The sequence below is a fragment of the Amycolatopsis thailandensis genome, from assembly GCF_002234405.1.
In the GTDB taxonomy this organism is placed as follows: Bacteria; Actinomycetota; Actinomycetes; order Mycobacteriales; family Pseudonocardiaceae; genus Amycolatopsis; species Amycolatopsis thailandensis.
The window spans coordinates 61,342-76,905 of record NZ_NMQT01000030.1; the positions used below are offsets into that span (position 1 = coordinate 61,342).

The 15,564-nt window shown below is 69.6% G+C and carries 12 protein-coding genes; 4 read left to right on the plus strand and 8 right to left on the minus strand.

Annotation, left to right across the window (positions count from 1 at the left end; genetic code table 11):
- Window positions 1–70: 70 nt before the first annotated feature.
- From CFP71_RS09445 to CFP71_RS09455, 3 genes are read right to left on the minus strand one after another with little or no spacing between them, the layout of a single operon-like run.
- On the minus strand, window positions 71–1,000 hold the full coding sequence (locus CFP71_RS09445) for a GNAT family N-acetyltransferase (RefSeq protein WP_093933453.1): 930 nt from the start codon (window positions 998–1,000) through the stop codon (window positions 71–73).
- A 32-nt stretch (window positions 1,001–1,032) separates the two neighbouring features.
- Window positions 1,033–1,935 carry a GNAT family N-acetyltransferase gene (locus CFP71_RS09450; RefSeq protein WP_093933454.1) on the minus strand — a complete coding sequence of 301 codons (903 nt, stop codon included), beginning with the start codon at window positions 1,933–1,935 and terminating at the stop codon, window positions 1,033–1,035.
- The gene (locus CFP71_RS09455) at window positions 1,932–2,783 is read right to left on the minus strand and encodes a class I SAM-dependent methyltransferase (RefSeq protein WP_093933455.1); all 852 of its coding nucleotides are present in this window, start codon (window positions 2,781–2,783) and stop codon (window positions 1,932–1,934) included. The genes CFP71_RS09450 and CFP71_RS09455 overlap by 4 nt, the downstream gene beginning before the upstream one ends.
- Before the next feature lie 304 nt (window positions 2,784–3,087).
- On the opposite strand from CFP71_RS09455, the gene rpsA reads away from it, so the two are divergent.
- Window positions 3,088–4,587 (plus strand): 30S ribosomal protein S1, encoded by a 1,500-nt coding sequence (rpsA, locus tag CFP71_RS09460; protein WP_093933456.1) that lies wholly within the window; start codon window positions 3,088–3,090, stop codon window positions 4,585–4,587.
- A 150-nt stretch (window positions 4,588–4,737) separates the two neighbouring features.
- Here the strand turns inward: rpsA and CFP71_RS09465 are convergent, their stop codons facing one another.
- Entirely contained in the window at window positions 4,738–4,962 is a 225-nt protein-coding gene (locus CFP71_RS09465; protein ID WP_093933457.1) for a hypothetical protein, read from the minus strand.
- A 197-nt stretch (window positions 4,963–5,159) separates the two neighbouring features.
- On the opposite strand from CFP71_RS09465, the gene coaE reads away from it, so the two are divergent.
- Window positions 5,160–6,344, plus strand: a complete 1,185-nt coding sequence (coaE, locus tag CFP71_RS09470) for a dephospho-CoA kinase (RefSeq protein WP_093933458.1) — start codon at window positions 5,160–5,162, stop codon at window positions 6,342–6,344.
- A 3-nt stretch (window positions 6,345–6,347) separates the two neighbouring features.
- Here the strand turns inward: coaE and CFP71_RS09475 are convergent, their stop codons facing one another.
- The 3 genes from CFP71_RS09475 to CFP71_RS09485 all read right to left on the minus strand — a co-directional run bounded on the left by CFP71_RS09475 (window position 6,348) and on the right by CFP71_RS09485 (window position 10,144).
- Complete coding sequence (locus tag CFP71_RS09475; protein WP_093933459.1) at window positions 6,348–7,868, minus strand: ArnT family glycosyltransferase; 1,521 nt, start codon at window positions 7,866–7,868, stop codon at window positions 6,348–6,350.
- An 89-nt stretch (window positions 7,869–7,957) separates the two neighbouring features.
- Window positions 7,958–9,490, minus strand: a complete 1,533-nt coding sequence (locus tag CFP71_RS09480; protein WP_093933522.1) for an ArnT family glycosyltransferase — start codon at window positions 9,488–9,490, stop codon at window positions 7,958–7,960.
- Between the two features lie 138 nt (window positions 9,491–9,628).
- Window positions 9,629–10,144 (minus strand): ribonuclease FAU-1 family protein, encoded by a 516-nt coding sequence (locus tag CFP71_RS09485; RefSeq protein WP_093933523.1) that lies wholly within the window; start codon window positions 10,142–10,144, stop codon window positions 9,629–9,631.
- A gap of 142 nt (window positions 10,145–10,286) precedes the next feature.
- Here CFP71_RS09485 and CFP71_RS09490 point away from each other — a divergent pair, with 142 nt between their 5' ends.
- Together CFP71_RS09490 and uvrB are read left to right on the plus strand one after the other, a co-directional pair.
- Window positions 10,287–11,582, plus strand: coding sequence for a DUF5685 family protein (locus CFP71_RS09490; protein WP_093933460.1), 1,296 nt, complete (start codon window positions 10,287–10,289; stop codon window positions 11,580–11,582).
- Window positions 11,583–11,636: 54 nt separating this feature from the next.
- Window positions 11,637–13,793 (plus strand): excinuclease ABC subunit UvrB, encoded by a 2,157-nt coding sequence (uvrB, locus tag CFP71_RS09495; RefSeq protein WP_093933461.1) that lies wholly within the window; start codon window positions 11,637–11,639, stop codon window positions 13,791–13,793.
- A 340-nt stretch (window positions 13,794–14,133) separates the two neighbouring features.
- Here uvrB and CFP71_RS09500 read toward each other — a convergent pair whose 3' ends face one another.
- Window positions 14,134–15,543, minus strand: a complete 1,410-nt coding sequence (locus CFP71_RS09500) for a S28 family serine protease (protein WP_093933462.1) — start codon at window positions 15,541–15,543, stop codon at window positions 14,134–14,136.
- Window positions 15,544–15,564 lie beyond the last annotated feature (21 nt).

Below are 15,564 nucleotides of genomic sequence, written 5' to 3' on the forward strand. Positions count from 1 at the left end.
GTGGGGGGCCCACGTCACACGCAAGAGTGACGAAACCTCCGCAAACCGGACGGCTGACTGCGCATTTCGGCTAACGCAGGGCGGAAGCCGGGTGGACCTCCCAGGACGTCCACAGTGGACGATAGCCCTGCCGGTGCCAGAACACCGAAGAGAGCGGGTTGGTCGGGTTATAGTAGAGATACGTGCCGTCCGCGCCGTCCGCGGAGAACTCCTTGTGCACCACGGACATCAGGGTCCGGCCGAGTCCGCTCCCGCGCAGGCCCGGCACGGTGACGACGTTGTTGACGTAGCCCCAGCGGCCGTGGGGGAGCAGTTCGGCCTCGGCCGACCCCGGTGACGAGGTGATCCAGGCGGCGTGCGCGAACGCGGCGACGCGGGCGTCCCGTTCGGCCAGCCACAGCAGCGGTGCGTCCTTGTCGAGGGCGCGCTCCAGCGCCGGGGCCAGCAGTTCGGCGGCGTTCGGGCGATGCCTGGTGGCGACCTGGCCGATGTAGTCGTGGGTCGAGACGGCCATCGCGAGCACGTCGTCGAAATCGTCCCGCCGGGCCCGGCGGACGCATACGCCGTCGGCGGCCGGTTCGTCGTGGTGGCGTCCGGTGCGCACGGCGAGCGCCGACATCGGCACCAGTCCGTGGTCGAGGAAGGCGCGGATCGCCTCGGCGTCCCGGCTCGGCCAGTTCACCACGCAGGACGAATCCTCACCGGGTGATTCGGCGTCCATCCACGTCCGCCACGCGCGCAGCAACACGTCCATACCCTCGGTGCCGGTGGTCCCGATGTACGGGAACAGCTGGCGCACGTCGGCGGCCGACCAGAGCAGGGGCACGTCGTCCGGACCGTGTAATTGGCGCTGGACGACGCCGGTGACCTGGACGCCCGACGCGGTCGCGGCGTCCACGCGCTCGCCGACGACCGGGGGCGGCGCCGCTTCGGGCAGCAGCCTGTCGATCGTCGCGAACCGTGCGCGGTGCGCGTCGAACAACGTCTTCTCGATTTCCATTCCGTCCCCAGGGTCGGCCGCGCCCGTCACCGCTACCGCAGGGCCGCGGCGGGGCTGGCCGCCCACGTCGTCCACAGAGGACGATAACCCTGCCGGTGCCAGAAGACCGGGGAAAGCGGATTGGCCGGATTGTACGAGACGAAGGTACCGCGCAGCGACGGCGAGAACAGCTCGTCGTGCGCGGCGGCGGTCAGCGCGCGCCCGATCCCGCGTCCCCGGGCGGCCGCGGTGACCGCGAGCGTGCCGACGTAGCCCCACTCGCCCGGCGGCAGTCTTCCGGCGAGCGCGTCACCGGGGAGCGGCGAGCGTTTTCCGCTGGTCACCATCCCCACGGTGACGCCTTCCTCTTCGGCGATCCAGACGCGGCCGCCGAACTGCAAGCCGCGCCGGACCTCTTCCTCGAGCAGGGCTTCGGCCCCCGGCCGGACGACGCCGTGACCGACGAACGAGGTGTAGCGAAGTTCTTCGAAGCGCAGGGCGACGATCTCCTCCAGATCACCGCCGGAGGACTCCCGGACGGTCACACCGGGCACGGAGTACGCCTCGCCGGCGGCGGGCGCCCGGACGGCCAGCGCCAGTTGCGGCGCGAGCCCGTGGTCGAGCAGGGCCCGCGCGACCACGACGTCGCGGCTGGGCCAGGTGACCGTGCACGACGAATCGGGTTCGGCGTCGGCGAGCGCGATCCGCTCGCGCCAGGCCGACAGCAGCGCGCTCATCCCCGCGCCGGCGTCGTGCGGGAGGAACGCGGAAAGGATCTGGAGGTGCGCCGGGCTCCACAGTCGTTGCCAGGAACCCGCCGCGAACCGCACGTGCGCGATCGTCCCGGCGGCGCCGCCCGCTTCGACGGGCTCGCCGGGCGGGAGCGGGGGCGGCGGTGGAAGCAGCGGATCGAGCGCGGCGAACCGTGCCCGTTGCACCCCCGCCGCCGAACTCATCCCCGCTGGGTGCAGAAGATCGCGGTGCCCGGGAAGAGCTTGCCGCGCAAGGGGCTCCACTGCCCCCAGGTGCGGGAGTGACCTTCCGGCCAGGCCGGCTCGATGAGGTCCGTCAGCGTGAAACCGGCGTCGGCGAGAGCGCGGACGTAGTCGCCGACGGTGCGGTGGTACTCGACGTAGGTCGCGACACCCTCTTCGTCGACCTCGACGTACGGCGTGCGATCGAAATACGGCTGGGTGACGGTGAGGCCCTGCGGCCCGGGGTCGTCGGGGAAGATCCAGCGCATCGGATGGGTCACCGAGAACACCCAGCGGGCGCCCGGCCGGAGCACCCGGTGCACCTCGGCGAACACGACGTCCACCGACGCCACGAACGGGACCGCGCCGAAGGCCGAGCACGCCGCGTCGAAGCTCGCGTCGGCGAACGGGAGCGATTCCGCCGTCGCCTGCACGAGCGGCACGGGGGTGCCGGTGCGCTCGTTGCCCTCCCGCGCGTGCCGCAGCATCCCCGCCGACAGATCGGTCGCCACCGCCTCGGCGCCCTGCGCGGCGAGCCAGCGCGAACAGGCCGCCTGTCCACACCCGACTTCGAGGATCCGCTTGCCGCCGACTTCACCCAGAAGCGCGACGTCGGCCTCGCGGACGCCCTCCGGGCACCAGACGAAGTCCGCGTCGCCGAGGAAGCCGCCGTGGGTCGCTTGGTAGTCGTCGGCGTCGGCGTCCCACCACGCCAGGTTCGCGGCCGTCGCCTCCGGCGCGGAGACCGCCCGGTAGGCGACCCCCGCGGTGCCGAGCCGTTCCTCGGCCTCGGCGTGCCGTTCGGGCTCGGTGACGGACTGCTGACTCAAACCGGTATCCTTTCCCCAGGTCAGGGCTGTGGAGGAGAGTTTATCCGCCCGCCGTGATCGCGGTAGGCACCCTGATTGTGCCGTGTACAGGGGGCCGCGTAGGATATCTGTTAGCGCAGTGGGTTCGCGCTACTCTTTCCCCCGGTTCGCTCAGCGTCCGGGTCAGGGGGTCGCGCACCGGATGCGGTGATGCTCGCGGTCGTTCCCTGTGGACGTTTGCAAATGTGGTCGCCTCATGCCGGAAGAGCCCATGGTGCCCTAACCGCAAACCCACTACTTCCCATCCACCGGAGCAACCCGCCTAATGACGACCGACACCGCCACCGCCCCGACCGCCCCCACCGGGCCCCAGCAAGTCGCTATCAACGACATCGGGTCGGAGGAAGACTTCCTCGCTGCGATCGACAAGACGATCAAGTACTTCAACGACGGCGACATCGTTGAGGGAACCATCGTCAAGGTCGACCGTGACGAGGTCCTGCTCGACATCGGCTACAAGACCGAGGGTGTCATCCCCTCGCGTGAGCTCTCCATCAAGCACGATGTCGACCCGGCTGAGGTTGTCACCGTCGGCGATGAGGTCGAAGCCCTGGTTCTCCAGAAGGAGGACAAGGAAGGCCGTCTGATCCTGTCCAAGAAGCGTGCGCAGTACGAGCGCGCCTGGGGCACGATCGAGGAGCTCAAGGAGAAGGACGAGCCCGTCAAGGGCACCGTCATCGAGGTCGTCAAGGGCGGCCTCATCCTGGACATCGGCCTGCGGGGCTTCCTGCCCGCGTCGCTGGTCGAGATGCGCCGCGTGCGCGACCTGCAGCCGTACGTCGGCCGCGAGCTCGAGGCGAAGATCATCGAGCTGGACAAGAACCGCAACAACGTGGTCCTGTCCCGCCGCGCCTACCTGGAGCAGACCCAGTCCGAGGTGCGCAGCGAGTTCCTCAACGCGCTCGCCAAGGGCCAGGTCCGCAAGGGCGTCGTGTCGTCCATCGTCAACTTCGGTGCCTTCGTGGACCTGGGTGGCGTCGACGGCCTGGTGCACGTCTCCGAGCTGTCCTGGAAGCACATCGACCACCCGTCCGAGGTCGTCGAGGTCGGCCAGGAGGTCACGGTCGAGGTTCTGGACGTCGACATGGACCGCGAGCGCGTCTCGCTGTCGCTGAAGGCGACCCAGGAAGACCCGTGGCGTCAGTTCGCCCGCACCCACGCGATCGGCCAGATCGTGCCGGGCAAGGTCACCAAGCTCGTCCCGTTCGGCGCGTTCGTGCGCGTCGAGGAGGGCATCGAGGGCCTGGTGCACATCTCCGAGCTGGCCGAGCGCCACGTGGAGATCCCGGAGCAGGTCGTCCAGGTCAACGGCGACGTGATGGTCAAGGTCATCGACATCGACCTCGAGCGTCGTCGCATCTCGCTGTCGCTGAAGCAGGCGAACGAGGGCGTCACGCCGGAGACCGAGTTCGACCCCACTCAGTACGGCATGGCCGCCGAGTACGACACCGAGGGGAACTACATCTACCCCGAGGGCTTCGACCCGGACACCCAGGAGTGGCAGGAAGGCTTCGACAAGCAGCGTGAGGAGTGGGAGCGTCAGTACGCCGAGGCTCACACCCGCTACGAGGCTCACATGAAGCAGGTCGTCAAGGCCGCCGAGGCCGACGCGGAAGCCGCGGCCGACGCCGCGACCGGCGTCACCTCCGGCGACTCGGGCGAGCAGAGCTACACCTCCGCTCCGGCCGAGGCCAAGAGCGGCGGCACGCTCGCCAGCGACGAGCAGCTCGCGGCTCTCCGCGAGAAGCTGTCGGGCGGCGCGTGATCCAGGCGCTCAGCCAGTAGCTGACAGACAGCGGCCCCGGTCCACCTCGGACCGGGGCCGCTGTCTTTCGCGTTTAGTCCTCTGGATGCGGTAGTTGCGCATGCGAACTACCGCATCCAGAGGACTAAACGCGGGGGTTGGCGAAGAGGGTCAGGAAGTGGCGGGCCGGACGGCCGGCACCCAGATGCGTTCGAGGGCGGCCGCGCGGGCCTTGCGGCGGAGTCCGGCGAAGCTGTGCTTGGCGGGGACCAGGAGTGCGCTCAGCCATGTGCGCCGGTATTCGGCGAGGGCCTCGGCCACGGGACGATGGAGGACACAGTGCACCAGGCCCGGCGATCCGAGCCGGTGCCTTCCGACGTGCTTGCCGTCTGCCATCTTTCCTCCGTGTGGGCTACCTTCGCCGCGCACGGTACGCAATCGAGCCGCCGAAGCCGGGTAACCGCCCGGCGTGTCACTCGAAATGGTTGAGTCGCGCGTCACGATGATCTTGCCTTTTGCATCCTTCTGTGCCGGATGTACCCATTCGATGACCCTGCGCGGTCACCTTGGATTGCGCCACTAGGCTGATCGACATGCTGCGTGTGGGCCTGACCGGCGGGATCGGCGCCGGAAAATCGACGGTGGCGAACCGGCTTTCCGAGCACGGCGCCGTCCTCATCGACTCCGACAAGATCGCCAGGGAGGTCGTCGAGCCGGGGACACCGGGGCTCGCCGGGCTGGTCGAGGCGTTCGGGGAAGACATCCTCGCGGCCGACGGCTCGCTCGATCGCCCCGCGCTGGCCGCGAAGGCGTTCGCGGACGAAGATTCCCGCAAGCGGCTGAACTCGATCGTCCATCCGAGGGTCGGCGCCCGGACGGCCGAGCTGATGGCGGCCGCGGCGCCGGACGCGATCGTCGTCCACGACATCCCGCTGCTGGTCGAAGGCGGCCTCGCGCCGATGTACCACCTCGTCGTCATGGTCGACGCCCCCGAAGAGGTCAGGGTCCGCCGTCTGGTCGAGGCGCGGGGGATGGCCGAGTCCGACGCGCGCGCCAGGATCAAGGCGCAGGCCACGACCGATCAGCGCCGGGCGGTGGCCGACGTCTGGTTCGACAACAGCGGGGCACCCGACATCGTGCTCGCCGACGTCGACGCGTTGTGGGCGGACAGGCTGACCCCGTTCGAAGCGAACGTGCGGCTCCGCAAGCCGCGGGCGCCGATGTCGCCGAAGATCGCGGAATACGACCCGACGTGGCCGGTGCAGGCGGAGCGGGCGCTCGCCCGGATCCGTGTGGTGGTGGGTGACAACGCCGTGCGCGTCGACCACATCGGTTCGACCTCCGTGCCGGGGCTGCCCGCCAAGGACATCCTCGACCTTCAGCTGACGGTGTCCACCACGGACAAGGCCGACGAGCTGGCCGACGTGCTCTCCGACGCCGGGTTCCCGCGCGCGGAGGGTGAGTGGTTCGACGACGCGCACGGTGAAGAGGGCACCTGGCCCAAGCGGTTCCACTTCGGCGGCGACCCGCGCCGCCCGGTCAACCTGCACGTCCGGTCCCAGGAAACGCCTGCCTGGCGGCTCGCGCTGCTGTTCCCGGAGTGGCTGCGGCAGAACCCGGACGAACGCGACGCCTACGCGGCGGTCAAGAACGCCATGGCCGCGAAGCACGCCGGCGACGGGACCGTCGAGCGGTACACCGACGAAAAGCAGGTCTGGGTCGACGCGGCCTTCGGCCGGGCCGACGCGTGGGCCGCGTCGACGGGCTGGACCCCGTAGCGGCTACACCCGGAACTCCCGCAATCCCGGCCACGAGGACGCCCAGGATTCCGTGCGACCGGTGACGAGCCAGATCGGCATCTCACGGCTCACGTTGCGGACACCGAGGTCGTTGCCGACCCGGGAAACGATCCGGGCGTCGGTGAACGAGTGCAGCAGCCGTGCCGGATCGGGCCCGACGAACAGCACGCTGTCCGCGGTCTCGGGCGGGTGGCCGAAGTACCAGAAGCCCCGGCTGGGGCTGTACGCGGCGGGAAGTCCGTAGTCGGCGCCGTACCGGTCCAGCGCTCCGGCCTGCCAGTACCCGGCGGTCACGAGCGTGGTGCGTGCCCGCTGCTCCGGCGGGAGCCGGTGATAGGCGTCCGCGACCGAACGGGCGAGGTCCGGCCAGCCGATCTCCTCCAGCGCGTACGCCGGGCGCGGGACGTCCCGGCCCTCGGCGATCCAGGCGACGGGCCACACCGGCAGCGCGTAGGGGAGGGTGTACAGCGCGGAAAGCACGAACACCGGCCAGGTCGGGATCCAGCGGAACCACGATGAAGGCTTCGACTGTCCGAAGTGGACAGCCGCGCCCGCCCACAGGACGCCGAACATCCCCGCCGCGTAGTAGTACCGGCCGTTGGACAGGATGAACAGCGCGATCACGCCGACGGTCGCCCAGCCGAGGAACCGGAACTCCCGCAGCTTCGCCGAGAACATCAGGACCCAGAGTCCATAAAGGACACCGACGACGCCGATGCCGAGACCGGCGCCGGTCAGCAGGGCGGGCAGGAACCCGGCGCGGCCGCTCCAGCCGCCGGTGGTCTCGTGCGCGATGACGTCGCCCATCTCCAGCTGTGGCCAGCCGTTCGCGGCCTGCCACCAGAGGGTGGGCACGAGCGAGAGCGCGGAGATGGCCGCGCCGATCCAGAGTTTGGGCCTGCGCAAGAGATCCCGGGGGCCGAGGACGAGGATCGCGACCCCGGCGGCGACCCAGAAAGTCGCGACGAGGAGCTTGACGTTCAGCGCGACGGCGGTGGCGGCGCCCAGCCACAGCAACAGGTTGTCGTCCCGGGTCCGCATCCACCGCACGAGCAGCCAGGCGATGAGCGCCCACAGGGCCGGGTCGATCGTCGAGGTGGCCAGGTAGTGCCCGCTGCCGAGGAACTGCCCGCAGATCGCGTACGCGGCGGCGGCGCGGGTCTGCGCGCGGCGGTCTCCGCCCATCTCGTAGGCGATGAGCCCGGTGAACACGACACCGGCGGCCGTCGCGAGGACGGCGGGGAGACGGAACACGAAGACATTGCCCGGCGCGAGGGAGTCCATCAGCAGGGCCAGGAACGGGAGTACCGGTGGCTGGTCGGCGTATCCCCAGGCCAGCCGCTTCCCGGCGGAGAGGAAGTACAGTTCGTCGCCGAAGTAGCCGTACCGCCACGCCGTCGCCAGCAGCGCCGCCGCGGCCGCGGCGGCGAGCAGCGCCACCGGGAGCCGGGCGAACGCCACACCGGACGCGGTCGGTGTTTCGGCCGCGCTGGCGGCTTCCATCCAGTCCTCACAGATCCCTCGGGTGCCGGTCCTCTCGCACCTTACGTGCCACCGGCGTGGTGCGTCGGTCGTGAGAGGACCGGTGAGGTTCAGAAGCCCCAGTCCGTGAGTTCCGGCCACACCGTGTCCCAGCTCCCGGTCCGGCCGGTGGCCAGCCAGATCTTCATGCCCTGACTCGAATTCGGGACTCCGGCCCGGTTGTCGAGCGCGCCGGCCTCGCGCACCTGCGTGAAGTACGGCACAAGCACCGACGGATCGTTCCCGACGAACAGGATGTCCCGGGCCGATTCCGGCGGCCTCGGCAACGTCGCGTAGCCGCGGTTGGGGCTCGACGGTGACGGAAGGCCCAGGTCCGGTCCATAGTGGTCGATGGCGGCGGCCTGCCAGTACTTCGCCGCGATGACGCCGGTGCGGGCCGGGTCCGGAACGGCGCGATACGCCTGGGCCACCGATTCGGTGATCTCCCGCCAGCCGATCTCCTCGTGAGCCAGGCCCGGCCGCGCCCACTCGGGGGCGTTCGCCAGCTCGTCGCGCGGGAGGACCGGGAGCGTCTGCGGGATCGCGATCACCGCGGCCACGAGGTACACCGGCCAGGTCGCGATCCAGCGCCAGTACTTCGACGCCTGTCCCGCTTCGAGCTCCACCGCGGCGGCGGCGAACAGCGGGGCGAACATCCCCGCCGCGTAGTAGTAGCGCCCGTTCGCCAGCAGGAACAGGGCGAGTACGCCGAGCGCTGTCCACCCCAGGAACCGGTGCGGCCGCAGGCGTTCGGACCGCAGCAGCCGCCACAGGCCGTAGCAGACGAGGATCATCCCCACCGGGACCCCCGCGCTCATCACCAGTGTCGGGACGAACGTGGCCCGTCCGCCCCAGCCTTCCGAGACCTCCCGGGAGATCGCCGCGCCCATGGTCAGCTGCGGCCAGCCGTTCGCCGCCTGCCAGACGAGCGTGGGCGTGACCATCGCGGCGGCGATCAGCGCGCCGAGCCAGAGCGCCGGACGGCGGACCAGGTCGCGAGGGCCGAAGACGGCCGCGGCGGCCAGCGCGACTACCCAGAACGCCCCGATGAGGAACTTCGTGTTCAGTGCGAAGCCGGTCACCACGCCGCTCCAGAGCAGGAGTCCGTCCACGCGGGTCCGCGTCCAGCGGACGAGCAGCCAGATCAGCAGCGTCCACAGGAACGGGTCGAGGGTGCTGGTCGCCAAGTAGTGCCCGCTGCCGAGCATCTGGACCGACACCGCGAAGGTCGCCGCCGCGATCGTCTGCGCCCGGCGGCCACCGCCCAGTTCCCTGGCGATCAACGCGGTCAGCACGACCCCGGCGACCATCGCGAGCATCGCCGGGATCCGCAGGACGAATGGCGAATCGGCGCCGAACGCGGCCATCAGGCGTGCCAGCAGCGGCAACAGTGGCGGCTGGTCGGCATACCCCCAGTCCAGATGACGGCCGGCTGCCAGGAAGTACAGTTCGTCGCCGAAATAGCCGTAGCGGCCCGCCGTCGCCGCGAGCACCGCCCCCATCGCCCCGGCGATGGCCAGCACCGGTTTCCCGGCGAACGGCGCGATCCCCGCGTGTTCTCGTTCGCCGTTCCTTTCCCGGAGTCCCCCGGTCTCGACGACCATGGATTCCGCCCCCTCTCGATCGGTTTCGCTCGTGATCGAGAGTCCCGTGAGGACGTCTTTCCGGGAATCCATCACCCGGTCAGTAACCGTTCGTCCAAGGGATAAGGCCGCATCAACCGATCGGTTGATGCGGACGGCTCAATGTCGTCTCCAGGCGAGCGTGATGTCCTTTATGGACAGCCAGCCGCGCAGGTCGTGCCCGTGGGTGGCCAGCCCGTCGACGGTCGCGTGACTGACGCCGAGCGCGCGTTCGCCGTCGGCGAGGGAGAGCAGCCCGGAGGTGACCGCGCCGAGGAGTTCGTCGGTGTCGATCACCTGGACCGATTTCTTGTCCCGCAGGACGAGGTCGAGGTAGAGGTCGGTGGCGACCCAGACACCGCCTTCACGGTGGACGTCGACGACGTCGAGGTAGAAGTCCTGATCGCGTTCGTGGCCGGGGTTGAACCAGAAGTCGGTGATCCGCAGGCCGAGCTCCGGCAGCAGCCAGGACTCGAGGTAGCGGAACTGTTTCCGTCCCGGGGCCGGCCGCGCCATGTAGAGGCCGAAGGGTTCTTCGCGGTATTCCTCGACGTCCCTCACGACGCCCTTGGGGTCCGTGTTGGTCTTCGCGGCCGGGTCGAAGTACTCGACCTTGGGCGGGTGCAGCGCGGTCATGCGCCCATCTTGGAAGGCCACGGCGTCCGCGAACACCGCCCAACCGGGTGGACGATCACGGTTTCGTGATTCCGGGGAAGCGGGGACCACCGGCCGGATAGGGTGCGCTGGTTCCGCCGGAGGGGTGAGTGGGAGTCAACGTATGTTCGGGATCATCAGGCCGTGCCGTCACCGGCTTTCCGCCGGATTGCACGCGGATTGGCTCGCCCATCTGTGCGGTCTTTGCCTGGCGTTGCGGGACGAACACGGACATCTCGCCCGAATGGTGACGAACTACGACGGGTTGATCATCTCGGCGCTCGTCGAAGCCCAGTCGCCGCGTGCGGAGGGACGTCGCGACGCCGGTCCATGCCCGCTTCGGGCGATGAAGGGAACTTCGGTCGCGAAGGGCGGCGGAGCCCAGCTCGCGGCGGCGGTCTCCCTGGTGCTGGCGTCGGCGAAGATCACCGACCACGTCGAGGACCGCGACGGCGCCTTCGCGCGGCGCTCCGTCTCTCTCGCCGCGAAGCGGGTCGCGACGCGCTGGGCGGATCAGGGGAGCCGCACGGGCAACCGGATCGGGTTCGACACGGCGGTCCTGACCGAGGCCGTCGACCGGCAGGGCGAGATCGAACGCGCCGTCCGCCTCGGTGATTCGGCGGTGCTCGCCACCGAACCCGCCGAGCTGGCGACGTCGGCCGCGTTCGCGTACACCGCCACGCTGGCGGGCCGCCCGGAGAACGCCGCGCCGCTGGCCGAGGCCGGACGCCTGTTCGGCAGGGCCGCGCATCTCCTCGACGCCGTCGAGGACCTCGCCGAGGACGAGGCGGCCGGCGCCTGGAACCCGCTGACGGCCACCGGCACCGGGCTCGCCGAGGCCCGGCGGCTGTGCGACGACGCCGTGCTCGGCGTCGAGCTCGCCCTTCGCGAGGTGCGGTTCGACCAGCCCAAGCTCGTCCACGCGCTGCTGGTGCACGAACTCCGGCAGGCGGTGCGACGCTCGTTCGGACACGGGCTCATCGGGCACGGCCACGGTCCGCAGCAGCCGCCGCCGGGCTGGATCGGCCCCGGCCCGCGGCCGCAACAGCATCCCCACCAGCCTCAGCAACCACAGCAGTACCCGCAGGGCGGTCACCACCAGCCGCCGCCTCCGCCGCCGGGCGCTCCCGGTGGCGGAGGCCCGCCCCAGGAGCCGCCCAAGAGGGGGAAGCACAGCGGTGGCGGTCCGGTCGACGGCCAGGGCGGGGCCTGCTGGACGCCGAAGTTCCGGGTGCCGCCTCGGCCGCGGGGTTTCTTCTTCGGCTGCGCCGTGGCCACCTACATGTGCTGCTCCTGCCAGTTCTGCTGCCGTGACCCGTTCCCCGGCCCGTGGAGCGGGAAGCCGCACGACGCCTGTATCAACGGCGACTGCAGTGGCTGTGACTGCTGCGACTGTTGTTCCTGCTGTGACTGTTCGTAGGGCGTCGACCAGGCGAACCGGAAACTGTCGGACCCAGCGCCTACTCTGGTTCCCGTGGCTTTCGCATCCGAACACCCCGTGCTCGCCCAGTCCGACTTCCGCCCCGTCACGGACATCCCCCGGACCGGCGGCCGGTTCGAGGTGGTCAGCGAGTACAAGCCCGCCGGTGACCAGCCGGCGGCCATCGACGAGCTCGAACGCCGGGTCAACGCGGGCGAGAAGGACGTCGTGCTGCTCGGTGCCACGGGTACCGGCAAGTCGGCGACGACGGCCTGGCTGATCGAGCGCGTCCAGCGGCCGACGCTGGTCATGGCGCCGAATAAGACCCTCGCCGCGCAGCTGGCGAACGAGCTGAAGGAGCTGTTCCCGCACAACGCGGTCGAATACTTCGTCAGCTACTACGACTACTACCAGCCCGAGGCGTACATCGCGCAGACGGACACCTACATCGAGAAGGACTCGTCGATCAACGACGACGTCGAGCGGCTGCGGCACTCCGCGACGATGAACCTGCTGTCCCGGCGTGACGTCATCGTGGTCGCGAGTGTCTCGTGCATCTACGGTCTGGGCACGCCGCAGTCGTACCTCGACAGGTCGACGAAGCTGAAGGTCGGCGAGCAGCTCGACCGCGACGTCTTCCTCCGCGCGCTGGTGGACGTGCAGTACACCCGCAACGACATCGCCTTCGCGCGCGGTACCTTCCGCGCCCGCGGCGACACGGTCGAGATCATCCCGGCGTACGAGGAGCTCGCGATCCGCGTCGAGTTCTTCGGCGACGAGATCGAGAAGCTGTACTACCTGCACCCGCTCACCGGCGACATCGTGAAAGAGGTCGACGAGGTCCGCATCTTCCCGGCCACGCACTACGTCGCGGGCCCGGAGCGGATGGAGAAGGCCATCCACAGTATCGAGGCCGAGCTGGAGCAGCGGCTGGCCGAGCTGGAGAAGCAGGGCAAGCTGCTCGAAGCGCAGCGGCTGCGGATGCGGACCGCGTACGACATCGAGATGATGCGCCAGGTCGGGTTCTGCTCCGGCATCGAGAACTACTCGCGGCACATCGACGGCCGCGCCGCCGGATCCGCGCCCGCCACCCTGATCGACTACTTCCCGGACGACTTCCTGCTGGTCATCGACGAGTCGCATCAGACGGTCCCGCAGATCGGCGGCATGTTCGAGGGCGACATGTCACGGAAGCGGAACCTGGTCGACTTCGGGTTCCGGCTGCCCAGCGCGGTCGACAACCGGCCGCTGACCTGGGAGGAGTTCAGCGACCGGATCGGGCAGACGGTGTATCTGTCCGCGACGCCGGGGCCGTACGAGATGGGACAGGCCGGCGGCGAGTTCGTCGAGCAGGTCATCCGGCCCACCGGCCTGGTCGACCCGAAGGTGGTCGTGAAGCCCACCGAGGGCCAGATCGACGACCTGGTGCACGAGATCCGCGACAGGGCCGAGAAGGACGAGCGCGTCCTGGTCACCACGCTCACCAAGAAGATGGCCGAGGACCTCACCGACTATCTGCTGGAGCTGGGCATCCGGGTGCGGTACCTGCACTCCGAGGTGGACACGCTGCGCCGCGTCGAGCTGCTGCGGCAGCTGCGCGCGGGCGATTTCGACGTACTGGTCGGCATCAACCTGCTCCGTGAGGGGCTCGACCTGCCCGAGGTCTCGCTGGTCGCGATCCTCGACGCGGACAAGGAAGGCTTCCTCCGCAGCGGTACCTCGCTGATCCAGACGATCGGCCGCGCGGCGCGAAACGTGTCGGGCGAGGTGCACATGTACGCGGACAAGATCACCGACTCGATGCAGCACGCCATCGACGAGACCGATCGCCGTCGCGCCAAGCAGGTCGCCTACAACGAGGAGCGGGGTGTCGACCCGCAGCCGCTGCGGAAGAAGATCGCCGACATCCTGGACCGCGTCTACAGCGAGGCGGAGGACACGGAGTCCGTCGCCGTCGGCGGTTCGGGCCGGAACGCCTCCCGCGGCAAGAAGCCCGAGCAGGGCGACCGCGTGCGCAGCTCCGGGATGCTCGCCGACAAGGACGTCGCCGGTATGCCGCGCGCCGAACTGGCCGACCTCATCCAGCAGATGACCGACCAGATGATGCAGGCCGCCCGCGACCTTCAGTTCGAGCTCGCCGCCCGCCTGCGGGACGAGGTCTCGGACCTGAAGAAGGAGCTGCGCGGGATGGACGCGGCCGGCATCAAGTAGCCCGCGACGCGGAACTCGCGTGATCAGACGCGGAACTCGCGTGATTGAAGGCGGAAGTCGCGTGTTTGAAGGCGGAACTCGCGTGAGCAGACGGCGATCTCAAGTGAGCGGCGTTTGATCACGCGAGTTCCGTCTCTGAACACGCGAGGTCGCCTGTCCAGCCCGAACACGCGATTTCCGCTTTGGCCCCCAGCCTGTATTGCCGGTCAGGCCCGGCGCGGCCAGGTGCGTGCCAGCGGGAAGGTGGTGTTGCGAAAGCCACTTTCGCAACGTTGAAGGTTGTGAAAGTGGCTTTCGCAACGCCTTCCGGGAGGGCACGCGTGCCCTCCCGGCGGCCTGTTCAGAGGCGCGGGCGCTCCACCATCGTCAGGTCCGCGTCGAAGTCCGGGAACCCGGCGGGCACCGAACGCGTGCTGACGCCGGGTGAGACCGGAGGCAGACCGGCCCAGCGCCGCACGGTGTTCGTCGCTTCGGCGGCCTGGGCCGCGGGAAGCTGCGAGATCCGGGCGCCGTGGTTCCCGCCCGGCACCGTGTAGGTGTAGGAGTCCTTCGTGCCGAAGCCGAGCTGGAACGGCTCGGCACCCCACGGGTCGTTTCCGCCGTAGACGAACATCAGCCGCTTACCCTGCGACTTCACCCAGAAGTCGATGTCCGGCATGGCCAGGTGGTCGAACCGGGGGATGTCGACCGACCGCGGCACGAACGTCCGCGACACGTTGCGGCCCGGGTAGCGCAGCACATCCCGGAGATAGTCTTCGTAGGACTCGGGGGCGCCGAGCTGGTACGCCGCCTGGAAGTAGTAGGGGACGTAGATCTCGAGGTTCTGATCCGAGTAGGTGTTGAGGCTCTCGACCCGTTCGAACCAGGCGTAGACCTGGGCCGCCGGGGCACCGGCCTTCGGGATCGTCGCGCAGTCCGACTGCCGCTGGTACTGCCAGAAGGCGAAGTACGAGTCGATCACCGAGATCTCCAGCGACACGTCGGCCGAGCCGACGGTCTTGAAGGTGTAGCCGTTCTTGGCCGCGTCGGCGGCGGCCAGGGCCGCGAACTCCGAGCGTCGCGTCAGCACGTCACGCTGGATCGCCTTGAGCGCCGAACGGCACGCCGGGTCGTTGCCCACGTTCGCCAGGAACCGGTTGTACCGGTCGCGCGAATTGATGACGTCGTTGGGCGCGACGTAGGGGATCGTCGCGTCGACGTCGTTCGGGAAGAACCTACGGAAGTAGGTCGCCGTCATGCCGCCCTTGCTGCCGCCGGTCGCGAGCCACTTGCCCGGGTAGAGCCGCTTGAACGCCTCCACCGCGCGGTGCTGGTCGGCGGCGGCCTGCCAGATCGTCAGCTGCTTGCCCCAGTCCGGGTGCTCCGGCCGCGAGGGGGTGAAGAAGCGGTACTCCATCGACAGCTGGTTGCCGTCGACGATCTGCGTCGGCTCCGAGCGGTTGGCCGCTTCCGACACGTTGTACCCGCTCGTGTACACCACGGTCGGCGAGCGGAATTCCTTGTGCAGCAAGGTGAATCGCTGCTGGAAGGTGCCGGCGCCCGGCCTGCGGTGGTCGACGGGCTGGGTGTAGGTGAGTTTGAAGAACCGGTACCCGGTCGGCGCCGGGTTCTCCGAGACGACGGTCAGGCCGGGGACCCGGCCCAGCGCTTCCTTGATGTCTTCGGGTGCCGCCTGCGCGGCCGGGGTCGACCCGGCCAGTGCGAGAACGGCGATCGCCAGAACCGACCAAGCGGCCGTGAGTTTCCGCATCCATGCCCTCCCCATCGGGAC